We start from the raw sequence: 21,024 nt of genomic DNA, 5'->3' as shown, positions 1-21,024 counted from the left end.
CGCGATCATTTATAGATGCAGCTGTCCAGCTTCTCGTTCTGCACAACATTAATCCGTGCCGCAATCGTGTTGCCATAGCGACGGGTAAAGCCGCTGGCGCCGTTGACGGCCCGTTTCTTGGGCAAGGGCAGGGCAGCCGCGATGCGCGCAGCCTCGATCTTGGTCAGGTCTTTCGCATCCTTGTTGAAATAGCGCTGGGCACCGGCCTGCACGCCATAAGTTCCGATTCCGGTCTCCGCCAGATTGAGATAGACCTCCATGATCCGTTTCTTGCTCCAGATCGTCTCGATCAGGAAGGTGAAATAGGCTTCCAGTCCCTTGCGGAAAAATCCGCCGCCTTGCCAGAGGAAAGCATTTTTCGCGACTTGCTGTGAGATCGTTGATCCACCTCTTATTCTGCCGCCCTGGGCGTTGCGTTTGATCGCTTTCTGGATCGCTTCGGTATCAAAGCCGTCATGGCTGCAGAATTTCCCATCCTCGGCAGCGATCACCGCCCGCACCATGTTGGGGGAAATATCACTGAAGCTGGTCCAGTCCTTGGTGATGCTGTTTTCGTCCATGATCATGGTCGCCGTGATCGGCGGCGGCACAATGGCGTAAAGTCCGACCCACGCTACAGTGATCAGAACGAAATATACCATCAATTTGAAGAGAAATTTAATTGCCCGCATCGCGGCAATCTAAATGCAAAACGCCCCGAAAACAAATCATGTTTCGGGGCGTCATGCGATTTGGTTTTACAACCGGATTTAGCGTTAAGCCGCTGCGAGAAGCTTCTTCTCACCGGCAATGCGGAGCATCGCCTTTTGCAGTTTTTCAAACGCACGGACTTCGATCTGTCTTATGCGCTCGCGGCTCACTTCATAAACCTTGCTCAGGTCTTCAAGCGTCTTGGGATCTTCCGACAAACGACGTTCAGCCAGAATATGCTGTTCGCGTTCGTTCAACGAACCCATTGCCTCGGTCAGCATTTCGTGACGGAAGTCGGCTTCCTGGGCAGCAGCGATCGATTCATCGTGCAGCGGGCCGTCGTCTTCGAGAATATCCTGCCATTGGCCGCCATCGCCATCTTCGGAAGAAAGCGAGACGTTCAGCGAAGCATCTCCACCCATCGACATGCGGCGGTTCATATTGACCACTTCATGCTCGGCAACGCCGAGATCGGTAGATATTTTCCGGACGTCTTCCGGCGAGAGATCGCCATCTTCAAACGCATCGAGATTATTCTTCATCCGGCGCAGGTTGAAGAAAAGCTTCTTCTGGGCAGCGGTTGTCCCCATCTTGACGAGGCTCCAGCTGCGCAGCACATATTCCTGAATCGACGCACGGATCCACCACATCGCGTAGGTCGCGAGGCGGAAACCGCGTTCTGGTTCAAATTTCTTGACGCCTTGCATCAGGCCGACATTGCCTTCGGAAATCAGATCCGAAACAGGCAGGCCATAGCCGCGGAAACCCATCGCGATCTTGGCGACGAGCCGCAAATGCGACGTAACCAATTGGGCGGCTGCTTCCTGATCCTTATGTTCAGAATAGCGTTTCGCCAGCATATATTCTTGTTCGGGGGTCAATAGCGGAAATTTACGAACTTCCGAGAGATACCGGTTCAGGCTCGCGTCCCCCCCTAAGGCAGGGATTTTTGCCGGAACATTGCTACCATTAGCCATTTTCGTTCCTTCTTATGTTGTGCCGCCGGGCCTCATTAAGCACCCTTTGGTCAAAAACTTATATAGGGTGTATTACCTATATCCGCAACTTCATGAATAGTTCCTGCATATCGTCCGGAAAATCGACAGAAAACGTTAATTTTTCGTCCGTTATGGGGTGAACAAATCCAAGACTAGCAGCATGCAGGGCTTGCCGTCCAAATTGAATATCTTTTCGCCGGGAAAGCAAAGATTTTCGACGAGTGCCATATAGCGGGTCACCAATGAGACTATGCCCGATATGGGTCATGTGCACGCGGACCTGATGGGTGCGGCCCGTTTCGAGCGTGCATTCTACCAAAGCAGCCCCGTCGAGCATTTCCTTGACCGTATAATGGGTCATCGCCAATTTGCCGCGGTCATCGCCGACCACCGCCATTTTCTTGCGATCGACATTGCTCCGGCCAATACTGCCCTCGATCGTCGCCGAGGCCGGATTGGGTCTGCCGTTGACGATCGCCATATAGCGACGTTCGATATCATGTTCTGCGAACAGGGCGCTCAGGCCCTTGTGCGCGGCATCGGTTTTGGCCGCGACCATCAGTCCCGACGTATCCTTGTCGATCCGGTGGACGATCCCAGGCCTGGTCACGCCGCCAATGCCCGATAACTCGCCCTTGCAATGGTGCAGCAGCGCGTTGACGAGCGTTCCGTCGGGATGCCCCGCCGCTGGATGGACGACCAGACCTGCCGGTTTGTTGATTATGATCAGGTGCGTGTCTTCGAATACCACATCAAGCGGAATATCTTGCGCCAGCGCCGGCCCTTCAATCGGCTCGGGTATATTGAGCTCAAAGGCCTTGCCATTCAGCTTCTTGGCAGACGGATCGGTGAATTTAACTCCATCAATCAGCAGGTTTCCGTTTGAAATCAACGATTTTACCCGTTCACGGGAAAGCCCCTCTACCGCTTCTGTCAAAGCCGCATCGAGACGCTGTTTCTTCTGAGAATCCGGTAATGTTCCGGATATTGTAGATTGCCCCTCGTTCATCGCGTAGATGTGGGCCATGCAAGTCTTTATATCAAGCGCCATGTTGGCGGAACTCCAGCTATTTGCCCTTGCTGCCGCGCCCGAGGAAATCTGCGGAATTCTCTTTGGTCGCGAGGGCAGGGTGAGCGGCTATCGCGCAGCGCGAAATGTCGCTGATGATCCTTGCCGGCATTTCGAGATCGATCCCGCAATATTGATCGCCGCCGAGCGGGCCCAGCGGGGAGGGGGCGAGCCCATTCTCGGCTATTATCATTCGCATCCCGCCGGAACGGTAACGCCCTCTATAACCGATGCCGAAAGCGCGGCACCCGATGGCAGGGTCTGGCTGATTCTAAACGGTCAGGATGCTGCGGCATGGCATAGCGCCGATAATGGCGAAATATATGGCCGTTTCATCGCGATGGAGCTTGATTGCTCCGGAGCAAAAGGCCAAACAGCGGCGAAATAGTAACCATAGTTTGAAAGCGCGTTTTTATGTCGAATAGTGAAGTTGATCTGGCCGCTCTGCTGTGTTCAAAAATATGCCATGATCTGCTCAGCCCGGTAGGAGCGATCAACAATGGTCTCGAATTGCTCGAAGACGAAACCGATCCGGTCATGCGTGACCGGTGCATGGATCTGCTGGCCGACAGCGCAAGGGTGTCGGCGGACAAGCTGAAATATTTCCGGCTCGCCTTTGGTGCCGCTGGCGGTTTCGGTGACGAAGTCGATCCGGCAGAAGCGCGCAACCTGATCGAATCCCTGATTGGCGATTCGGGAAAAATTACGCTGGGCTGGGCATTGCAAGCCGACGCTCTGCCGAAAAAGGCGATCAAGATTCTTCTCAATCTGGCGCTGATAGCGAAAGAATCTCTGGTCAGAGGCGGCACTTTGGACGTTGGCGCCGAAAAGGGCGAACTGGGTATCGAGGTCGTCGTTCGGGCCGAGGGGATTAAAATCGCCATGGACAGCGGTATTCGTTCCGCTCTTGACGGAACGATCGAACAGATCGATCTCAGCGCTCGTACCGCTGCCGCGTGGATGACCCGCGAGCTGGCGATGCAAAATGGCGGGGATCTGAGAATTTCTCCTCCATCGCCGACAGAATTGCTTTTGGGTGCTATTGTCACCGCTTGAGGCTAAAAAGGGGAGATCATTCATGGACATGATATCGACGCCGTCTCCCAATTTTGACGACCGCCAGCTACCGATCAGCATTCTCGTGATGCATTATACCGGCATGAAGGACGCCGCTTCGGCGATCAGCTGGCTGGCCAATCCCGATGCGAAAGTCTCTGCCCATTATGTCGTGACCGAGGATGGCCAGATCGTCCAGATGGTCGATGAAGCAAAGCGGGCATGGCACGCAGGCCGCGGTTTCTGGCGTGGTATCACCGACGTGAACAGCGCCAGCATCGGCATCGAGATCGTCAATCCCGGTCATGAATGGGGCTATGTTCCGTTTCCGGAAGAGCAAATGGATGCGGTGACCCGGCTCGCTCGCGCGATCGTAAAGCGTCACGATATTCTGCCATCCAACGTGATCGGGCACAGCGACCTGGCGCCCGCGCGCAAGCAGGATCCGGGGGAACTATTCGACTGGGAACGACTGGCCCGACACGGCATAGCTTTAAAAAAACCGGGCCTGAAACTGAACGATCCACCGTGGACCGACGGGGGCTTCATGCTGGCGCTGGAACGATTTGGCTATGATATTTCCGAGCAGACCGCAGCCGTTGTCGCCTTTCAACGGCGTTTCCGGCCCAAAAACATCGACGGCGTGATCGACGGCGAATGCCGTTCGCTGCTTTTGTCTTTAATGTTGGACAGAGAGCGCGGAATCTCTAAATAGGGCGAACCAGAGGGTCGGCCAGCCGTCCTCCTACGCTAAAGCTTCGGCGAACAAGTCCGCTGCGATATTCTGCGTGTCGGGCTCGCCCGCCGAAGCTTTAGCGTAGGAGGGAGGAAAGTCCGGGCTCCACGATTAAAAGGTGCCGGATAACGTCCGGCGGGGGCAACCCTAGGGAAAGTGCAACAGAAAGCAGGTCGCGACGACTTCGGTCACGTGACATTGAAAGGGTGCGGTAAGAGCGCACCGCGGGGCTGGCAACAGGCCTGGCATGGTAAACCCCACCTGGAGCAAAACCAAATAGGGGCGGCATATGGCTTTTTCGGCTTGCTGCCCGGGTTGGTTGCTTGAGCCACGCAGCAATGCATGGCCTAGATGAATGGCTGGCTATTCCGTTTCGACGGATGGACAGAACCCGGCTTACAGACCCTCTGGTATTTTATTGCATTTGCTTCAGTTTACATGTCAAATAAGGGCTCTGAAACGGAGTGGCCAAGATGTTATCTGTTCGTCTGATTATATCTTCAATATTGGCCCTGACGCTGGCCTTGTCTGTACAAGTACAGGCCCAGGTCCAAGGGAAGACTGCGCAACAGATCTTTGACGAAGGATCTATGGCACTGGCGGAACAGCGTTTCGACGACGCTCTGGCAAGCTTTGAAGAGCTGGAGAAGAAGTCGCTCAGCGACATCAATGTTCAGTCATCGATCCTGATCCGCAAGGGCGAAGCCCTCGCTCAGCTTGGCCGTAATCTGGAGGCCCAGAAGAATTTCATCACGGCGCTCGATCAGATCGACCAGACTCTGCCAAATTACGCGGCTGATATATTAATCGCGAACAAATTTTTGGCGAGCATGGCTTACAATCGCTATGATTATGCGGCCGCTGGCGAATATTATCTTCAGGCGGCTGAATTTGACGATCGTCCCGCTGTTAAAATCAATATCATGGTCGGGGCGATCGCTGTGCTGATGTTCACCGACACAAATAGAGCCTTGGAGATTGCGAAGCAGGTCGATGAAGTCGCGCAATCGGACAAAAGCATCGACAAGGATCTTCGGGCGCAATCAGCCATGATGCTTGGCCGGACCCATTTGAATATGCAGCAATTTGCTGAGGCTAGACGTCAGTTAGGCAAGGCGGTTTCACTCCTCGGCGGTCTGACCCAAAGCGTCTATATCAATGATATTCAGGCGCGCAGCGATCATGCGACGGCGTCTGCCTTGCTCGATGATCCTGACAGAATGCGTCAATATCTGAGCTACACCGGAGCAGGGCGTTTCGAGGGCTCGGCTTTCCTAAAGGCAAGCGATGTTTCCCTGCCGGCTTGTGATCCTGCCAAAGATATCTTTTCGGATGATGTGGTAGTTGTGGAGTTCGGAATTTCAAGCAACGGCACTGTCACCTATTCTCGGCCGATATATTCCAACAAGCCTCAGAAAATTGCGGTTCTGTTTGCGCAAGCGGTGAAAAACTGGTCCTGGACGGCGGATGAAGTCGCGACGATTGATCCTTTCTACCGGGCGCTCACCAGGCTGGAACTCAGATGCACACAGGAAACCCCGCCGCAGCCTTCGCCTCGTTCCTTCCTGAGTGAAAATATCGTGGAGTGGCTGGGAAAAGAGAATGTCGAGCCGCAGAATGAGCTGTCCGATGCTGCGTTCGCCTTGAAGCTGACCGACCAATTGGCTTCGTTTGGCGACGATAAACCTTATGCAAAGCAGCCCAAAAAGGGTGTTTTTACATGGTATGCGCTCTCCAGGAACGCCGCCTTTACTTATAACAAGCAGGCTGAATTTCTTGATCTCGCTATTGACCGGGCTAGGGAAGTGTCTGCACCTGTGGAGGTTCTTGCATTTCTGCAATTGCTCAAGCCATTCGACGACAGAGATTCGTCTCTGGAACATCTGAAGCGACTGAAAGCGCAACCTGAATTTCAGGGAAACGCCACCATTCGTGCGATATTGAATCTGACTATAAATGATTCCGAAAAACGGGGCAAAAACAGCGAATACGTTATCGGGCTGTTGCAGGAGGTTATCGATGATCCAGAGCTGCAGGAAAAGCATCCGCTGAAAATCGGAGCGCAGGTTCGTCTGGCGTCGCTTTTTCAGCAGCTGGGGGCAGAGGATTCTGCCCGGACTGCTTTCCAGGCGACTGGCCTGTCAGCCGGGCAATGTGCTGCGGTCGATGCCCGGCCCAAATTGCTATCGACCGGATACTTGTCCTCTTTATATCCAAGCAATATGCTGCACATGGGTATTACCGGTTTTACCAAAGCGGAATATGACATTACGGCCGACGGAACAGTGGTCAATGAACGTATTGTGATGGCATATCCGCCATTCGGCTTCACCAAAGCGAGCGAAAAGATAATCGCCAAGGGAAGTTACGAGAAAAGCTACCGCCCCGATGGTGGTCTGGGCTGTTCCACTGCTACAAATTTCATCCAGTTCAAAACGCCCTGATATTCAAAAATTCTAAAGGCTGGCGATCACCGAGCTTTTCCGATAAGAATAGCAAATGCCAAAAGCAAAAAGATCAGATAATTGGGGCTTCCCCCGTTGGGGAAGCTATGAAAGCTCCCGCGAAACGCAGCAGGTCAAGATTTGTGACCGGCACGGTTGCGATGAAGCGGGCAACTGTCCTGCGCCAAAATCCCCCAACAGTCCCGAACGCTGGTATTTCTGCCAGACCCATGCAGCCGAATATAACCGCGGGTGGGATTATTTCGAAGGACTCGACAAGGAAGAGCGGAAGAAGCGCGAAGCCGACGAGCAACGCGATGCCAATGCCTATCAGGAAGCGGCGCATTACAGCTGGATGGGATCCGGAGACGGCAGCCGTTCACGCGATGAAATGACCGCGCTGGAAATTTTTGATCTGACGCCTGATGTCGAGTTCGAATCGGTGAAAAAGGCGTGGCGCTCGATGGCCAAGGAATATCATCCCGACGTTAATCCGGGCGATGCCGATGCAGCCAAAAAATTCCAGGCGGCCCAGGCGGCTTTCGACGTTTTGCGGATTGCCGAGGAGCGGCGGGTCTGGAAGCCGGTCTAGGCTTTTTGCAGACGGGACGCAGTTTCCTGAATTAGCCCGATCATATTGGGAATGCCCTGGGTCCGGTTTGAACTCAGTTGGTTCTTCAGATCAAAAGGTTCGAGCACGGCCGCGATATCGGTGCTGGTGATTTGGTCCGCCGGCTGATCCTGAACGGTTTCCAGCACAAGCGCGATAATGCCTTTGGTTATGGCGGCATTGCTGTCAGCCAGAAAATGCAGCCGTCCGTCGTCCAGTTGTGTCGGATAAACCCAGACCGAGGCGGAACAGCCGCGCACCAATGTTGCATCTGTTTTGAGGGCGTCCGGCATGACATCGAGTTGTTTGCCAAGGTCGATCAGCAGTCGATAGCGATCATCGGGCTCCAGAAATTCATATTCTTCGATCAGGTCGTCAATTTTGCTCATGGGGAGGGCGGTTAGCAGGCTGAGGAAGCAAGGTCACTCCTTTTCACCGTTCGCCTCGAACGCAGTCGAGAGGCTCTGATGTGTCTCGACTTCGCTCGACACGGATGGGCTTTCCGTTTGGATTGTTAAAGCTCAACGCCCGCCGCGATGGCTTCCAATTTGCGAATCCGCTCTTTGAGATCCGCGACTTCGATCCGCGATGTCGCGGTGGGCGGATTGTCTTCGCGTCGCTGTTCGATCTCGCGGGATTTGAGGGCAATCCAGTCTCGCCATCCACGCAGCGAAACCAGAGCAACGACCGTCAGTCCTATGAGCGAAAAGGCTGCGGTAATCAGATAAAAGGCAGGTTCTTGCATCATGCTTGTCCTTCTACTTTCCGGACCGGATCAACGGTCGCGCAATTTTTCAATCTCTTTTTCCAACTCGCGGGCTCCGCGATCATCGGTGGCTATCTTCTCGAGTACAGCGACGCGCTCTTTGAGATATTTCACTTCTTCCTGAAGCCGTCCGGCATTGGGATCATGTGCGATCATCGCATTGCCGTCTTTGTCCTCGGTCATTCCGTGCATCGCGCGGAACCGCGTGCTGAGCACTTTTCCGATTGTGATGACGACGATGATGGCAACAACCATTTCAAATGGATTCATGTAAATACTCCCTCCGGCTTGCACGGCCCCCGATTAACGGTCGCGCAATTGTTCGATTTCGCTTTCCAATTGCCGTGTGCTGTGGCCATCGGTGGTAATCTGTTCGAGTACCGCGACACGGTCTTTGAGATATTTCATCTCCTCGCGCATCCGCTCTGCATCGGCATCATGGGTTGCAGGAAACTCGCCCCGCATCTTGACCATCTTGCGTTGGTGGGCTGTCCAGATGGCAAAGCCTGCTACGGCAAAAGCTCCAAATGGTATCAGCAGCGCGATTATTCCTTCCATCAATCCTGTCCCTTCAGTTCGCGCGTTTGTCGCGCAGTTGCTCTATTTCCTGCGTCAGTCTGTGGCTGTCATCGGTGACAATCCGTTCGACATTGGCGAGCCGGTCTTTGACCGAACCCAATTCGGCGCGAAGCTCGGCATTCTCGTTGGTCAGCAATTTAACGCGCTCGACTGCTTCCTGATCGGTCTTGGGATAGACCGACTTGCCCCATTGATTTTCCAAGGGATAGCCGTTCTTGATCCGCATCCAGGTGGTGAGAACCCAACCGCCAACCGCGAAGGCTGCTACGGTTGCTATCATGGGAGCAAGAGAGCTTATCAAGGCGACTTTATCCGGATCCATCAGTTCTTCTCCCGCAGCGCTTCAATTTCGTCGGCTGTGCGTCTGGCGGGATCTGTAGCGATCCGTTCGAGCACCTGAAGCCGTTCTTGTAGCCGATCGATCTTGCCGACCAGTTCTTGATTTTCGTTGGAGAGCAATTCGATCTTGCGCTGCTCGTCCGGGCTGGACTTGGCAGACTTGCTGGACTTTCCGCCCCACTCATCTTCGAGTTCATAGCCGTGTTTGGCTCGGATCCAGTTGTTGACGATCCAACCTCCATAGGACAGCGCGATGATCGCGATTACAAATTCCGGGCTTCCCCAATCCATGTCCATTCTCCCAATTCAGCTGCTTAGCGCAGATTTTCTATTTCGTTCGACAGCGTCGTATTCTTGCTGGTGTAGTAAAGTTCCATGTCGGCCAGCTTGCGATCGATTTCCCGGAACCGCGATTTGATATCGCGGGTGGTGCGGCGCGGTGACTGGCGCACGCCCTGCCAGAATTTGGTGTCTTCCGGATCGCTCAGATACATGCCGCTCGGTTTCGGCTCGGAAATTTTTGCTGCGATCCAATAGGCGATCAAGGTCCAGGGAAAGGCGAACGTTACCGTCGCGATAATCGCTGCCAGACGGATCCAGGCCACATTAATCCCGGTATAGTCAGCAATCCCGGCACAGACTCCGCTCCATTTAGCGCGTTTCTTGTCGAGATAGAATTTGGTCCGGGAGGAGCTCATGATGGATGCCTTTCTTTTTTCAGCAGCTCGTCAAAATTTTCGAGCGTAGGGGCGGGGGTAGAAGCCGGAAGCGCTGATTGACGCCAATCAGGATTGTCTGCTGCCATTATCCGTTCGATGGTTTCCATCCGGTCGTCCAGACGGCGGGCCATATGGTGTAATTCTTCCAGAAGATTTTCATCTTCGTTGGTGATCGTCGCCGCGGTTTTCCATTTTGTGACATAGTGGAAAATCAACCATGGCAGTCCGATGAACAATGTTCCCATGACGATGGGGATGATGATGAGTTCTTCCTGCATTATGCGTCACCTTTTTTCATGGCCGCCTTCATGGCTTCCAGTTCTTCATCAACCTTGTCGCTCGATTCAAGCGCCGCGATCTGGTTTTCCAGACTCTGCGGTTCTCCGCCCATATTCAGGGAGTCGGCACGGCCTTCGGCAAAATCGACCTGGCGTTCGAGATATTCAAAGCGGGAAAAAGCATCCTGCATCTTTTCGCCATTGTACATTTCGCGGAGTTTGACGCGGTTTTCAGCGCTTTCGAGACGGTTGACCAGGCTGCTCTGGCGAGAGCGCGCTTCCTGCAGTTTCTTCTGCAATTTGGCGATGTCACCTTCTGACGCGCGCAGCGCATCATCGAGTACCTGAATTTCCGATTTCAATTGATCCGCCATGTCAGCTGCCTTGCGCTTTTCAACCAGAGCGGCCTTGGCGAGATCTTCGCGATCCTTCGAGAGCGCGAGCTGGGCTTTCTCGCTCCAGTCCTCGGTGAGGTGATCGAGCTTGTCGATATGCCGGCGCATTTCCTTCTGGTCGGCTATCGTGCGAGCGGCAGAAGCGCGAACTTCAACCAGCGTTTCCTCCATCTCGAGAATGATCATCCGGATCATTTTGGACGGGTCTTCTGCCTTGTCCAGCATGTCGGTAACATTGGCTGCGATGATGTCGCGCGTTCTTGAAAAAATACCTGCCATGTACATACTCCGGTTGCGTCTGTGGTTGGGTTTGAACTTGTTCGAACCGTTACTCCAGTCCTGTTCTACATCAACCTGTTCAATTTCAAAAGGTGGCCGGGACTTGACTTCGGCAAGGGGGAATGAAGTGGTCCCGGCCATTTTGTCTGTCATGCCCGATAACCTAGGTTAATCAAGCTGACAGGTGGGGAAGCGATTTGGTTGCTGGCGACCGTGCCTTCTGCCTGTGCAGGTCCGACGGCGCTGATCAGGATCGTCACGCCGAAGAGCAGGATTGAGATGATCGCGGAAACATCGGTGCGGCTCAATTTGTTCAATGTTGGCATGCTATCCTCCAAATGTTGGTTCGTTTCGTGTATGAAACCAACATTGCAGAAGTCGTGCCAAACGCACTAACATATTGATAAAACGTGATATTATGATTTTTTGCGCAAGATGAACTTAGTATTAATTGCTATTTAATAGGCATTGGCACTATATGTTGGCCATGGAACGCGAAAGCCAATTTGTCGGGGAATCGGGAGCTTTTCTCGATGCTGTGGAAAAAGCCAGCCGGGCGGCGCCATTGGACCGTCCGGTACTTGTAGTCGGTGAACGCGGAACCGGCAAGGAGCTGATCGCAGAGCGGCTCCATCGCCTCAGCCTGCGTTGGGATGGGCCGTTTATCACCTTGAATTGCGCGGCAATGCCCGAAACCCTTATAGAAGCGGAATTATTCGGTCATGAAGCAGGCGCTTTTACCGGCGCGACCAAGGCGCGGGCAGGGCGCTTCGAGGAGGCCGACGGTGGCACATTGTTCCTCGATGAGCTGGGGACATTGTCGACCGGAGCGCAGGAGCGGCTGCTCAGAGCGGTCGAATATGGCGAAATCACCCGAATCGGGTCCTCGCGGCCGCAGCGCGTCGATGTCCGTATCGTCGCCGCTACCAACGCCGACCTGCCGAAAATGGCGCAGGAGAAATTATTCCGCGCCGACTTGCTTGACCGCCTCTCCTTCGAAGTCGTGACCTTGCCGCCACTCCGGGTAAGGGAAGGCGATATTCCGGTGCTCGTGGACTATTTCGGCCGTCGCATGGCGGCAGAGCTCGAATGGCCATCCTGGCCCGGCTTCGGGCGGCTCGCATCCGAGGCGCTGAACCGGCACGAGTGGCCGGGCAATGTTCGTGAATTGCGCAATGTGGTCGAACGTGCCGTCTATCAGTGGAATGACCATTCGATACCGGTAGATCACATCGTGTTCGATCCCTTCGCCTCTCCCTGGAAGCCCCGAGAGACCTCCGCAAAAGCGGAAGCAGAACCGGATGCGCCTCGGGCTGCAGAAACACCTGTCGCGTACAGCCAGCCTGCTCCGGACGATTCCGGTTTTGACGATGTTGACGATATGAAGGCAGCGGTCGAGGCCTTTGAGAAAAGAATCTTGGAGTCGGCACTTGCCAAATCGCGCTACAATCAGCGGCAGACCGCCAAGGCGTTGAACCTTACCTATGACCAGCTGCGTCATTCGCTGAAACGCCACGATCTGCTGGGATAAAAAAAAGGAGGCCGCGAGGCCCCCTTTTGATGCTTCCATTTCTTCCACTTTTACCCGGCGTTGGCGTTTACCATCGCGTAGAACATTGGCAACGAGAGCAGGACATTGGTCCGCGATGCCATCAGCGCGATCTTGCCGGCTGCAGCTTTCTCGTCTGCTGTGGCTTCGACGATGCCGAGAACCTTTTTCTGTTTGGGCCAGATGATGAACCAGACATTGGCGGCCATGATGATGGCAATCCACATGCCGATACCGATCAATTGAAATGGCGCTTGCAGGGTCATCGCTTGATGGGCCCAACCACTCGCCCACGCGACATAAAGGCCGGTTACCACGGTGAGCAAAGCTGCCCAGCGGAAATAGAACAATACTTTCGGCGCGATATGCTTGCCGACGGCGGGTTTGAGTTCATCGGGAATGGTTGGCATCAGCGGCACCTGAACAAAGTTCAGATAGTAAAGCAGACCGATCCACAGCACACCGAAGAACAAGTGCAGCCAGCGGCCGATCGCATTGCCGGTTACCATGTCACCATCAATGCCAAACATCAGCGCGAACGCGGCAATCAGGCCGACAATCATCACTGCATTCAGATTTCCAAAAAATTTCGCCATTGTGCATCCCCCCAGGATATTATTTGTAATAAGGGTGCAACATTATGCTCGCACCATCAGTATGTCACGAAAAAATGGACTTTTCGCTCGACAGCAGGATCAATTCGATAATTGGACTTGCATCTTAATGGAGATTGATGCGTTGACCCTGCGTATCTCGAAAAAAATGGAGAAAATAGAATATGGCTTTTGAACTTCCCCCCCTGCCTTACGCGAAAACGGCATTTGGAGATTTGATCTCCGAAGAGACATTCAACTATCATCATGGCAAGCATCACAATGCCTATGTGACGAAGACGAATGACGCGATCAAGGGCACCGATCATGAAGGCAAGAAGCTTTCGGAAATCATCGCCGCGTCAGACGGCGGCTTGTTCAACAATGCGGCGCAGGTCTGGAACCACAGTTTCTACTGGCTGTGCCTGTCACCTGAGAAAAAGGAAATCTCCGGCGAGTTGAAAGATCGTCTGGAAAGCAGCTTCGGTTCGATCGAAGCGTTTAAGTCCAAGTTCAAGGACGAGGCTGTCGGCCATTTCGCAAGTGGTTGGGCTTGGCTGGTACTCGACGGCGACGAATTAAAAATCACTTCCTACCATGATGCTGACACGCCAGTCGCTCATGGCGTCAAGCCCGTGTTTACGCTCGATGTCTGGGAACATGCCTACTATCTGGATTATCAGAATGCGCGCCCTGACTATGTTTCGGCGCTGCTCGACAATGCAATTGACTGGGACTTTGTCGCTTTGAACCTCGACGGAGACGGCGTCAGCCGCGCCGATCAGGGCTAATATTATCTAATTCAAGCCGCGTCCTGATCTTCAGGGCGCGGCTTTTCTTCTACCGCGAATCCATGTTTGACCAGCATCGGGATATTGGCCATCGCGAACAGGAACGAGACCGCCGGCACGCCCCATACCTTTATGGTCAGCCACCAGTCGAAACTCATAGTCGCAACCATCAGTTCGTTGATCACCGCCATTGCCAGGAAAAATATGCCCCAGTTGAGGGACAATTTCAGCCAACCTTCATCGCTCAGGCCTTCGAAAGCCGCCTGCAGCAGACTTTTCAGCATTGCTTTTCCGCGCAAAAGCCCGCCGAACAATATCACCGCAAAGCCGGTATAGATGATCGTCGGCTTGTGCTGGATGAAGCGCGGGTCGTTGAAATAAATCGTCAGCGCTCCAAATCCCAAAATCAGAATAGCGGACATCCACATCATCGGTGAGATTTTGCCCAATTTCCATTTGGAGATGATCATCGCAATGACGATCGCTATCATGAAGGCGACGGTGCCATAAATGGCTGCGGTGATCGGACTGCCTTCGGGCGCCCCGAATTTGTAGACCAGAAAGAAGATCAGCAGCGGACCGAAATCGAGCGCGAAGCTCAGGCCTCTGTGCTCTTTCGGAATTTCTTCAATTGCGGTTGCTTCGGTCATTTTTCTATCCCGGCTATGGCTGCGGCTAAATCTTCGGCCTTGAACGGCCTCAAGTCGTCGACGGTTTCCCCGATGCCGATGGCATGGATCGGCAAGCCAAATTGCTTCGCCGCCGCTACCAGCACACCGCCGCGCGCGGTGCCGTCCAGCTTGGTCATGATCAGACCGGTGACCTTGGCGACGTCCCGAAATACCTCGATCTGAGACAGGGCATTTTGTCCGGTTGTCGCGTCGAGCACCAGTACGACATTATGCGGCGCTGCCGGATTGAGCCGTCCTAGCACACGCCGGATCTTGTCCAGTTCGTCCATCAACTCGGTACGGTTCTGCAGCCGTCCGGCTGTATCAACGATTAACACGTCGATCCCGGTCGCTGTAGCCTGTTTCACGCCTTCGTAAACGATACTGGCGCTGTCGCCACCTTGCGGACCGCTGATGATCGGTACGCCCAGTCGCTCGGCCCAGATTTTCAGCTGCCCGATGGCTGCCGCGCGGAACGTGTCACCGGCGGCCAGCATGACGCCATAATCCTGTTCGAGGAAAAGATGGGCCAGCTTGGCAATGGTGGTGGTCTTGCCCGAACCGTTGACGCCGATGACCAAAATCACCTGTGGCCGCGGAAAGGCGTCTATCTCCAGAGGGATGGCGACGGGTTCCAGGATCGCGGCGATTTCGCGCTGGATGATTTCCTTCACCGCATGTTCGCTCAGGCCCTTTTCAAAACGTTCGACCGCCAGCTTCTCGCGGATCGACGCGGCGGTAGCCGGGCCGAGATCGGACATGATCAGCGCATCTTCGATATCGTCGAGCGTCGCTTCATCCAGCTTGGCCTTGGTCACCAACCCGGCGAGATTCTCTGTCAACCGCGAGGATGTCTTGCCAAACCCACCAAACAGGCGGTCTTTCCAACTGCTATTTTCGGTCACGCTGCTACCCTGCCAATCAATTGCTTATCGTCGATAGCGATAATGTCGACCGGAACAATCTGGCCTTTGCTTACTGGTTCATCCAGCTGAATACGGGCAAAATTCTCGGAATAGCCGGCATCACCCGACATTTCCGCGAGTATCGATTGTCGCGACCCGACCAAGGACTGGTGCCACGACTGGGCGCGCCTCGCCACCGTTTCGCGCAATATCTTGGCTCTGCTTTTGATCACCTGTCCGTCGACCTGAGGCATTTTTGCCGCTGGTGTACCCTGCTTCGGGGAGTAGGGAAAAATATGGCCGTGAACGATATCGCATTGCTCGATGATAGACTGGCTGTTGGCAAACATCGCTTCGTCTTCGGTGGGAAATCCGGCAATGATATCCGCTCCGATGGCGATTTCCGGCCGCTTGGCTTTGAGCCGCTGGACGAGTGCGATAGCTTGTTCACGGTTGTGCCGGCGTTTCATTCGCCTGAGGATCATATTGTCGCCCGACTGGAGCGACAAATGGATGTGGGGCATCAGCCGCACCTCTCCTGTCAGCAAATCAAACAGGCGATCATCAATCTCGATACCATCCAGAGACGAAAGCCGGAGCCTGGGCAGGGCCGGAACATGTTTCAATATACGTTCGATCAGCATGCCCAATGTCGGCTCGCCAGGCAGGTCAGGGCCATAGCTGGTGACATCTACTCCGGTCAGAACGACTTCCTGAAAGCCTTTGTCAACCAGGGCCTGGACCTGATCGACGACCAGACCGGCAGGCACCGAGCGGCTGTTACCCCGACCGAAAGGAATGATGCAGAATGTACAGCGATGGTCACAGCCATTCTGTATTTCGACAAAGGCGCGTGACCGGTCGGCAAAGGCGCTGACCATGTGCGGAGCGGTTTCGGTTATCCGCATGATATCGGAAACCCGGATATCCGGACGATTGCTTTGCAAGCCGAGTTTAAAATTGGAGAGGTCGTATTTATCGCCATTGCCGACCACTGCGCTGGTTTCCGGCATGTCCGCAAACATCGCGGGATCAATTTGTGCAGCGCAGCCGGTGACGATGATATTTTTTTCGGGATTGGCTTTCTTCGCCCGACGGATCGTCTGGCGAGTCTGCCTCACCGCTTCATTGGTCACCGCACAGCTGTTTACGATGATCAGATTGTCACCATCAATATTGCTGGCGAGCAGATTCTGCCTCAATGTTTCGCTTTCTGCGATATTGAGCCGACACCCCATGCTGATCATTTCCGGCGCGGTCATCCGAACTGGCTCCAGTCGGTTTCACCGGAAAAGACATAGGTGGTTGGGCCTTGCATCTGGATCGTTTCTCCGGCTTGCCAGCTTATTATCAGCGATCCGCCAGGCAATTCGACTTGTACCGGACTGCTCACGAGGCCGCGCTTGATCGCGGCAACCGCGGTCGCGCAGGCGCCGGTTCCGCAAGCCTGAGTCAAGCCGACGCCCCGTTCCCAGACGCGCAAATGGATCACGCCGTCTGTAATATGAGCGACATTGACGTTCACTTTTTCCGGAAACAGCGGATCAACCTCGATCATCGGACCCAGACGATCCAGTTCCACGATCGCGCTATCATCGACAAAGAAAATCACGTGCGGATTGCCTACATTGACGGCGGAGGGGTTTTGCAAATCCTCCCAGCCTACCGGCATGTTGAGGACATCCATCGCATAGCCGAGCGGAATCGCCTGCCACTCGAACCGGGGCGCGCCCATATCAACAATCGCGCCATCGGCGGTTGCATTGCCGATGATGATGCCGCCTGTGGTTTCGATCCGGGTTTCTTCACCGATCAACTTGGCGACGCAGCGCGATGCGTTGCCGCAGGCTTCTACTTCGCTGCCGTCGGCATTGAATATCTGCATCCTGACGTCGGCAATTTCGGAAGGCCGCAAGATGATCAGCTGATCACAGCCGATCCCGCTGTGCCGGTCGGCGATGGCGGTGGCCTTTGCAGCAGACAATTCTATCTCTTGCTCCCGCGCATCGACGATGACAAAATCATTGCCCAGCCCGTGCATTTTGTGAAAGCGTCCGGTCATCATGACAGGCGATTTAGGGATGCAGTTCGCGGGTGTCCAGTGTTTCGGCTAGCGATGACGGTCGGCGAGCCTGACTAGCCGGTTTTTCGCTGACCACTCTCTGCGGTTATCGGAGCGCTGGCTTCGGTATTTGGAACCCCTGCTTCGATCTGATTGGCGGGCAGCAAATTGCGTTCGGCCAATATCGTGCGCGTCTGATCGATCGAAAGTGGGCGTCCATAATACCAGCCCTGGCCTTTGGCACAGCCGATCCGGCGCAGTTCGTTCTCGGTTTCCTTGTCCTCGATGCCTTCTGCGGTGATCGCCATGCCCAGGCTTTCACCGAGACCGGTGATGGCCTTGACGATAGCCTTGCTTTCCGGGTTCAACAGTATCGAGGTTACAAAACTGCGGTCAATCTTGATCCGGTCAAAGGGCAGGGCGCGCAAGTGGGCGAGCGAACTATAGCCGGTGCCGAAGTCGTCGAGGGCGATCTTTATGCCCTGGTTTTTCAAACTACCGATAATCGACTGGGCGAGGCTCAGGTTTTCAAACAGCGAACTCTCGGTAATTTCGATTTCCAGACGATTTGCCGGAAACCCGGTTTCGACGAGCAGTTTGACGATTTTCTGCGCCAGCCACGGATCAAGCAGCTGGATCGGGGAGATATTGACCGAAATGGTCAGGCTGGGGTCCCAAAGTTTGGCATTGTCAAACGACTGGCGCAGGACGCTCAGTGACAGATCGCCGATCATCCCTGTTTCTTCGGCAATCGGAATGAAGATTTCGGGAGATATCAGGCCCTGCGTCCGGGATTCCCAGCGGCAGAGCATCTCGAACCCGGTCAATTTGCCGGTCGCTAGATCTATCTGTTGTTCGTAATAGGGTACAAATTCGCCCTTGGGGATGCCCGCGCGCATTTCTGACTCGAGTGAATTGCGGGTCTGCAATTCCTTTTCCATGATCTCGTCAAACCAGCAATGACGGTTCCGACCCTGTTTCTTCGCGCTGTACATGGCGATGTCGGCATGGCGCATCAAAGCATCGACATCCGCTGTTTCGGGTTCGTGGCGTGACATGCCGATCGATGTGGTGACAACAAGATGGGTACCGTTTTCGACAATCGGCGATGCAATGGAATCGATCAGATCATCGGCAATTCTCTCCACCATTTCCGGCTGCTCGGGATCAAAAATAAAAGCACAGGCAAACTCGTCGCCACCGAGGCGTGCGAGCAGGTTTTTCACTGGCAATACGCTTGCGATCCGACTCGCCACCTGTTTCAGCACAACGTCGCCGGCGCTATGTCCGTGGACGTCATTGATATTCTTGAAATTGTCGAGATCGAGCATCAGAAAGGCGACGCTCTTGTGTTTCCGTTGCGCTTCGTCGGTCAAGTCGGCTGTTTTCTCGCCTATCGTTCGCCGATTGAGCAGTCCGGTCAGCGGGTCGGTGATCGCGAGCGAATGCGCAAGTTGTTCAGCGGCGGCTCTTTCGTCGACTTCATTGGAAAGATCCTTGTAGCGCCGCCAACCAAACATGATTAGTGCGATATTGAGCAAAAATGCCGAAACCAGCATATTGTCTCCGCCGCCGGCTTTACCGGAGAGTGACTCGATGGCATCGGATAATACAGTCCCACCTGTTCCGATAAACATCAAGATGGCCAATATGACGATACCGCCCGTCACAACGTCGCGCCCCGCAGAGAGCTTATAGCCGTTTTTCGCGATTTTGACGCTCTGGTCGGCTTCTGGTCGAGCCATAATTTAATCTTTCCCTGTTACCCCGGAACCGCCTACTGAAAATATCTCAATTTCCAGTTAACAACATCTTATGATAGGCTAAATCCGGGCTTGCGATAATTTGTGAACTGGACTAATAGGCGGCGATTAGAGGCAATATTTGTATTGCCGTCCCAGTTTAGAGTTCGAAAAACTCACACGTCGGTCAGCGAGGTTTCGCCCACCGGCGCTTTTTGCGTTGGCCGGAAACCGGTCGTTTTGATGAAGGAAAGGCGGTTATATGTTTGATAAATTGAGCGACCGCCTTGGCGGAGTTTTTGACAAGCTGCGTGGCCGTGGTGCGCTGAGAGAAGACGACGTTCGTGGCGCGATGCGCGAAGTGCGGATCGCTCTGCTTGAAGCCGACGTGGCGCTGCCCGTGGTCAAGGATTTCGTCGAAAAAGTCACCGAGAAAGCCGTCGGCCAGTCGGTTCTCAAATCGGTCACGCCTGGCCAGCAAGTGGTCAAGATCGTCAATGACGGTCTCGCCGAGATGCTCGGTTCGGAAGTTAGCGGGCTGGAATTGTCGGTCGCGCCACCGGCCATTATCATGATGGTTGGTCTGCAGGGTTCGGGTAAAACGACCACTACTGCCAAAATCGCCAAGCGGCTGAAAGACAAAGAAAACAAGAAGGTCATGATGGCCTCGCTCGACGTCAATCGTCCCGCCGCTCAGGAACAATTGGCAGTATTGGGTGAGCAAATAAATGCAGCCACCTTGCCGATCGTAGCAGGGCAGCAGCCTGTAGAGATCGCCAGACGCGCATTGCAGGCCGCGAAACTGCAAGGTTTTGACGTTCTGATCCTGGATACTGCCGGTCGGCTCCATGTCGATCAGCAGTTGATGGACGAGATGAAGGCGGTCGCCGACATCTCTCAGCCTCAGGAAATTCTGCTGGTGGTCGATGCTTTGACCGGACAAGATGCGGTCAATGTTGCCCAGAATTTCTCCGAACAGGTCAATCTGAGCGGTGTTGTTCTCACCCGGATGGATGGCGATGCCCGCGGTGGTGCTGCCCTCTCGATGCGGGCGGTTACCGGCAAGCCGATCAAATTTGTCGGTGTCGGTGAAAAAATCGACGCATTGGAAGAATTTCATCCGGAACGCGTTGCGGGCCGGATATTGGGCATGGGCGACGTCGTTAGCCTGGTCGAAAAAGCGGCTCAGGTTGTCGACAAGGAAGAATCCGAAGCGCTCGCCGAGAAGATGCTCAAGGGGCAGTTCGATCTCAATGATTTGCGCTCCCAGCTTAACCAGATGACCAAAATGGGCGGCCTTGGCGCGCTCGCTTCGATGATGCCGGGCATGAAAAAAGCCAAGGCAGCGATGGCCGGTGGAGCGATGGACGATAAAGTTCTGCCCCGCATGGACGCGATCATCGGTTCGATGACCAAGGAAGAACGGGTCAGGCCTGGTCTGCTCAACGCTAAGCGCAAGCGGCGGGTTGCTATTGGTTCCGGAACAACCGTGCAGGACGTCAACAAGCTGCTCAAAATGCATCAGGAAATGGCCAAGGCGATGAAGCGCATCCGCAAGATGGGTGGAATCAAGGGGCTGATGTCGATGTTCGGTAGCGGCGGCGGAGCTGCTGGCGCCGGAATGGGTGGTCAGGATGGCGGCATGGCTGGCATGCCCGGGCTGTCGGACATGTCTCCCGGCGGTATTCCCCCTGATCTGGCAAATTTATTGAATAAGAAGAAATAGTCGTAACAATTTGAATTTTTGTATTTT

At 54.4% G+C, this 21,024-nt stretch carries 27 protein-coding genes and 1 other RNA gene; 9 read left to right on the top strand and 19 right to left on the bottom strand.

Going from position 1 to position 21,024, the window contains the following annotated elements; translation table 11 throughout:
- Window positions 1-5: 5 nt before the first annotated feature.
- From mtgA to V7680_RS03035, 3 genes are all read right to left on the bottom strand, one after another.
- A complete protein-coding gene (gene mtgA, locus V7680_RS03045) occupies window positions 6-671 on the bottom strand; it encodes a monofunctional biosynthetic peptidoglycan transglycosylase (protein WP_335651809.1) in 666 nt (221 codons plus the stop codon).
- An 84-nt stretch (window positions 672-755) separates the two neighbouring features.
- Window positions 756-1,667 (bottom strand): RNA polymerase sigma factor RpoH, encoded by a 912-nt coding sequence (gene rpoH, locus V7680_RS03040; protein WP_335651808.1) that lies wholly within the window; start codon window positions 1,665-1,667, stop codon window positions 756-758.
- A 76-nt stretch (window positions 1,668-1,743) separates the two neighbouring features.
- Window positions 1,744-2,697, bottom strand: a complete 954-nt coding sequence (locus tag V7680_RS03035) for an RluA family pseudouridine synthase (protein ID WP_335651825.1) — start codon at window positions 2,695-2,697, stop codon at window positions 1,744-1,746.
- Between the two features lie 40 nt (window positions 2,698-2,737).
- Between V7680_RS03035 and V7680_RS03030 the strand changes: the two genes are divergently transcribed.
- The 6 genes from V7680_RS03030 to V7680_RS03005 all read left to right on the top strand — a co-directional run bounded on the left by V7680_RS03030 (window position 2,738) and on the right by V7680_RS03005 (window position 7,585).
- The gene (locus V7680_RS03030; RefSeq protein WP_335651807.1) at window positions 2,738-3,145 is read left to right on the top strand and encodes a M67 family metallopeptidase; all 408 of its coding nucleotides are present in this window, start codon (window positions 2,738-2,740) and stop codon (window positions 3,143-3,145) included.
- A gap of 26 nt (window positions 3,146-3,171) precedes the next feature.
- On the top strand, window positions 3,172-3,813 hold the full coding sequence (locus V7680_RS03025) for a histidine phosphotransferase family protein (RefSeq protein WP_335651806.1): 642 nt from the start codon (window positions 3,172-3,174) through the stop codon (window positions 3,811-3,813).
- A gap of 28 nt (window positions 3,814-3,841) precedes the next feature.
- Window positions 3,842-4,528 (top strand): N-acetylmuramoyl-L-alanine amidase, encoded by a 687-nt coding sequence (locus tag V7680_RS03020; RefSeq protein WP_335651824.1) that lies wholly within the window; start codon window positions 3,842-3,844, stop codon window positions 4,526-4,528.
- Window positions 4,529-4,596: 68 nt separating this feature from the next.
- An RNA gene (gene rnpB, locus V7680_RS03015) (RNase P RNA component class A) lies at window positions 4,597-4,964 on the top strand.
- Window positions 4,965-5,139: 175 nt separating this feature from the next.
- Window positions 5,140-6,993 (top strand): hypothetical protein, encoded by a 1,854-nt coding sequence (locus V7680_RS03010; protein WP_335651805.1) that lies wholly within the window; start codon window positions 5,140-5,142, stop codon window positions 6,991-6,993.
- A 55-nt stretch (window positions 6,994-7,048) separates the two neighbouring features.
- Window positions 7,049-7,585: a J domain-containing protein gene (locus tag V7680_RS03005; RefSeq protein WP_335651804.1), complete on the top strand. Its 537-nt coding sequence runs from the start codon at window positions 7,049-7,051 to the stop codon at window positions 7,583-7,585.
- Here the strand turns inward: V7680_RS03005 and V7680_RS03000 are convergent.
- The 10 genes from V7680_RS03000 to V7680_RS02955 all read right to left on the bottom strand — a co-directional run bounded on the left by V7680_RS03000 (window position 7,582) and on the right by V7680_RS02955 (window position 11,284).
- A complete protein-coding gene (locus V7680_RS03000) occupies window positions 7,582-7,992 on the bottom strand; it encodes a SufE family protein (RefSeq protein ID WP_335651803.1) in 411 nt (136 codons plus the stop codon). The genes V7680_RS03005 and V7680_RS03000 overlap by 4 nt on opposite strands.
- A 125-nt stretch (window positions 7,993-8,117) precedes the next feature.
- Window positions 8,118-8,348, bottom strand: a complete 231-nt coding sequence (locus V7680_RS02995; protein ID WP_335651823.1) for a hypothetical protein — start codon at window positions 8,346-8,348, stop codon at window positions 8,118-8,120.
- 30 nt (window positions 8,349-8,378) lie between these two features.
- Window positions 8,379-8,639: a hypothetical protein gene (locus tag V7680_RS02990; RefSeq protein ID WP_335651802.1), complete on the bottom strand. Its 261-nt coding sequence runs from the start codon at window positions 8,637-8,639 to the stop codon at window positions 8,379-8,381.
- A gap of 33 nt (window positions 8,640-8,672) precedes the next feature.
- Complete coding sequence (locus V7680_RS02985) at window positions 8,673-8,927, bottom strand: hypothetical protein (protein WP_335651801.1); 255 nt, start codon at window positions 8,925-8,927, stop codon at window positions 8,673-8,675.
- A gap of 13 nt (window positions 8,928-8,940) precedes the next feature.
- Window positions 8,941-9,270, bottom strand: a complete 330-nt coding sequence (locus V7680_RS02980; RefSeq protein WP_442954960.1) for a hypothetical protein — start codon at window positions 9,268-9,270, stop codon at window positions 8,941-8,943.
- Window positions 9,270-9,578, bottom strand: coding sequence for a hypothetical protein (locus V7680_RS02975; protein ID WP_335651800.1), 309 nt, complete (start codon window positions 9,576-9,578; stop codon window positions 9,270-9,272). Before V7680_RS02975 ends, V7680_RS02980 begins: the two co-directional genes overlap by 1 nt.
- Window positions 9,579-9,601: 23 nt before the next feature.
- Window positions 9,602-9,985 (bottom strand): envelope stress response membrane protein PspC, encoded by a 384-nt coding sequence (pspC, locus tag V7680_RS02970; RefSeq protein ID WP_335651799.1) that lies wholly within the window; start codon window positions 9,983-9,985, stop codon window positions 9,602-9,604.
- Window positions 9,982-10,284, bottom strand: a complete 303-nt coding sequence (pspB, locus tag V7680_RS02965; protein ID WP_335651798.1) for an envelope stress response membrane protein PspB — start codon at window positions 10,282-10,284, stop codon at window positions 9,982-9,984. Before pspB ends, pspC begins: the two co-directional genes overlap by 4 nt.
- Window positions 10,284-10,958, bottom strand: coding sequence for a phage shock protein PspA (gene pspA / locus V7680_RS02960; protein ID WP_335651821.1), 675 nt, complete (start codon window positions 10,956-10,958; stop codon window positions 10,284-10,286). The genes pspB and pspA overlap by 1 nt, the downstream gene beginning before the upstream one ends.
- Window positions 10,959-11,107: 149 nt before the next feature.
- Window positions 11,108-11,284, bottom strand: coding sequence for a hypothetical protein (locus V7680_RS02955; RefSeq protein ID WP_335651797.1), 177 nt, complete (start codon window positions 11,282-11,284; stop codon window positions 11,108-11,110).
- A 161-nt stretch (window positions 11,285-11,445) separates the two neighbouring features.
- Between V7680_RS02955 and pspF the strand changes: the two genes are divergently transcribed.
- A complete protein-coding gene (gene pspF, locus V7680_RS02950) occupies window positions 11,446-12,489 on the top strand; it encodes a phage shock protein operon transcriptional activator (RefSeq protein WP_335651820.1) in 1,044 nt (347 codons plus the stop codon).
- A gap of 50 nt (window positions 12,490-12,539) precedes the next feature.
- On the opposite strand, the gene V7680_RS02945 is transcribed toward pspF, so the two are convergent.
- On the bottom strand, window positions 12,540-13,103 hold the full coding sequence (locus V7680_RS02945) for a urate hydroxylase PuuD (RefSeq protein ID WP_335651796.1): 564 nt from the start codon (window positions 13,101-13,103) through the stop codon (window positions 12,540-12,542).
- Between the two features lie 182 nt (window positions 13,104-13,285).
- Here V7680_RS02945 and V7680_RS02940 point away from each other — a divergent pair, with 182 nt between their 5' ends.
- Entirely contained in the window at window positions 13,286-13,891 is a 606-nt protein-coding gene (locus tag V7680_RS02940) for a superoxide dismutase (protein ID WP_335651795.1), read from the top strand.
- Between the two features lie 11 nt (window positions 13,892-13,902).
- Here the strand turns inward: V7680_RS02940 and ispZ are convergent, their stop codons facing one another.
- The 5 genes from ispZ to V7680_RS02915 all read right to left on the bottom strand — a co-directional run bounded on the left by ispZ (window position 13,903) and on the right by V7680_RS02915 (window position 19,274).
- Window positions 13,903-14,541 (bottom strand): septation protein IspZ, encoded by a 639-nt coding sequence (gene ispZ / locus V7680_RS02935; protein ID WP_335651794.1) that lies wholly within the window; start codon window positions 14,539-14,541, stop codon window positions 13,903-13,905.
- Window positions 14,538-15,467 carry a signal recognition particle-docking protein FtsY gene (gene ftsY, locus V7680_RS02930; RefSeq protein ID WP_335651793.1) on the bottom strand — a complete coding sequence of 310 codons (930 nt, stop codon included), beginning with the start codon at window positions 15,465-15,467 and terminating at the stop codon, window positions 14,538-14,540. Before ftsY ends, ispZ begins: the two co-directional genes overlap by 4 nt.
- Window positions 15,464-16,729, bottom strand: a complete 1,266-nt coding sequence (mtaB, locus tag V7680_RS02925) for a tRNA (N(6)-L-threonylcarbamoyladenosine(37)-C(2))-methylthiotransferase MtaB (RefSeq protein WP_335651792.1) — start codon at window positions 16,727-16,729, stop codon at window positions 15,464-15,466. The genes ftsY and mtaB overlap by 4 nt, the downstream gene beginning before the upstream one ends.
- Window positions 16,726-17,529, bottom strand: a complete 804-nt coding sequence (dapF, locus tag V7680_RS02920; protein WP_335651819.1) for a diaminopimelate epimerase — start codon at window positions 17,527-17,529, stop codon at window positions 16,726-16,728. The genes mtaB and dapF overlap by 4 nt, the downstream gene beginning before the upstream one ends.
- A gap of 74 nt (window positions 17,530-17,603) precedes the next feature.
- Window positions 17,604-19,274: a putative bifunctional diguanylate cyclase/phosphodiesterase gene (locus V7680_RS02915; RefSeq protein ID WP_335651791.1), complete on the bottom strand. Its 1,671-nt coding sequence runs from the start codon at window positions 19,272-19,274 to the stop codon at window positions 17,604-17,606.
- 259 nt (window positions 19,275-19,533) lie between these two features.
- Here V7680_RS02915 and ffh point away from each other — a divergent pair, with 259 nt between their 5' ends.
- Window positions 19,534-20,997, top strand: coding sequence for a signal recognition particle protein (ffh, locus tag V7680_RS02910; RefSeq protein ID WP_335651790.1), 1,464 nt, complete (start codon window positions 19,534-19,536; stop codon window positions 20,995-20,997).
- Window positions 20,998-21,024: the final 27 nt, after the last annotated feature.

It is taken from the genome of Parasphingorhabdus sp., from assembly GCF_036963705.1.
Taxonomy (GTDB): domain Bacteria; phylum Pseudomonadota; class Alphaproteobacteria; order Sphingomonadales; family Sphingomonadaceae; genus Parasphingorhabdus.
Note: the sequence above shows the minus strand (reverse complement) of the source record. Positions and strands in the feature narration are given on the sequence as shown.

Coding starts and splice junctions, on each gene's coding strand:
- mtgA (WP_335651809.1), bottom strand. CDS start 671: ATGCGGGCAATTAAATTTCTCTTCAAATTGATGGTATATTTCGTTCTG.
- rpoH (WP_335651808.1), bottom strand. CDS start 1,667: ATGGCTAATGGTAGCAATGTTCCGGCAAAAATCCCTGCCTTAGGGGGG.
- V7680_RS03035 (WP_335651825.1), bottom strand. CDS start 2,697: ATGAACGAGGGGCAATCTACAATATCCGGAACATTACCGGATTCTCAG.
- V7680_RS03030 (WP_335651807.1), top strand. CDS start 2,738: ATGTTGGCGGAACTCCAGCTATTTGCCCTTGCTGCCGCGCCCGAGGAA.
- V7680_RS03025 (WP_335651806.1), top strand. CDS start 3,172: ATGTCGAATAGTGAAGTTGATCTGGCCGCTCTGCTGTGTTCAAAAATA.
- V7680_RS03020 (WP_335651824.1), top strand. CDS start 3,842: ATGATATCGACGCCGTCTCCCAATTTTGACGACCGCCAGCTACCGATC.
- V7680_RS03010 (WP_335651805.1), top strand. CDS start 5,140: ATGGCACTGGCGGAACAGCGTTTCGACGACGCTCTGGCAAGCTTTGAA.
- V7680_RS03005 (WP_335651804.1), top strand. CDS start 7,049: ATGCCAAAAGCAAAAAGATCAGATAATTGGGGCTTCCCCCGTTGGGGA.
- V7680_RS03000 (WP_335651803.1), bottom strand. CDS start 7,992: ATGAGCAAAATTGACGACCTGATCGAAGAATATGAATTTCTGGAGCCC.
- V7680_RS02995 (WP_335651823.1), bottom strand. CDS start 8,348: ATGCAAGAACCTGCCTTTTATCTGATTACCGCAGCCTTTTCGCTCATA.
- V7680_RS02990 (WP_335651802.1), bottom strand. CDS start 8,639: ATGAATCCATTTGAAATGGTTGTTGCCATCATCGTCGTCATCACAATC.
- V7680_RS02985 (WP_335651801.1), bottom strand. CDS start 8,927: ATGGAAGGAATAATCGCGCTGCTGATACCATTTGGAGCTTTTGCCGTA.
- V7680_RS02980 (WP_442954960.1), bottom strand. CDS start 9,270: ATGGATCCGGATAAAGTCGCCTTGATAAGCTCTCTTGCTCCCATGATA.
- V7680_RS02975 (WP_335651800.1), bottom strand. CDS start 9,578: ATGGATTGGGGAAGCCCGGAATTTGTAATCGCGATCATCGCGCTGTCC.
- pspC (WP_335651799.1), bottom strand. CDS start 9,985: ATGAGCTCCTCCCGGACCAAATTCTATCTCGACAAGAAACGCGCTAAA.
- pspB (WP_335651798.1), bottom strand. CDS start 10,284: ATGCAGGAAGAACTCATCATCATCCCCATCGTCATGGGAACATTGTTC.
- pspA (WP_335651821.1), bottom strand. CDS start 10,958: ATGGCAGGTATTTTTTCAAGAACGCGCGACATCATCGCAGCCAATGTT.
- V7680_RS02955 (WP_335651797.1), bottom strand. CDS start 11,284: ATGCCAACATTGAACAAATTGAGCCGCACCGATGTTTCCGCGATCATC.
- pspF (WP_335651820.1), top strand. CDS start 11,446: ATGGAACGCGAAAGCCAATTTGTCGGGGAATCGGGAGCTTTTCTCGAT.
- V7680_RS02945 (WP_335651796.1), bottom strand. CDS start 13,103: ATGGCGAAATTTTTTGGAAATCTGAATGCAGTGATGATTGTCGGCCTG.
- V7680_RS02940 (WP_335651795.1), top strand. CDS start 13,286: ATGGCTTTTGAACTTCCCCCCCTGCCTTACGCGAAAACGGCATTTGGA.
- ispZ (WP_335651794.1), bottom strand. CDS start 14,541: ATGACCGAAGCAACCGCAATTGAAGAAATTCCGAAAGAGCACAGAGGC.
- mtaB (WP_335651792.1), bottom strand. CDS start 16,729: ATGACCGCGCCGGAAATGATCAGCATGGGGTGTCGGCTCAATATCGCA.
- dapF (WP_335651819.1), bottom strand. CDS start 17,529: ATGACCGGACGCTTTCACAAAATGCACGGGCTGGGCAATGATTTTGTC.
- V7680_RS02915 (WP_335651791.1), bottom strand. CDS start 19,274: ATGGCTCGACCAGAAGCCGACCAGAGCGTCAAAATCGCGAAAAACGGC.
- ffh (WP_335651790.1), top strand. CDS start 19,534: ATGTTTGATAAATTGAGCGACCGCCTTGGCGGAGTTTTTGACAAGCTG.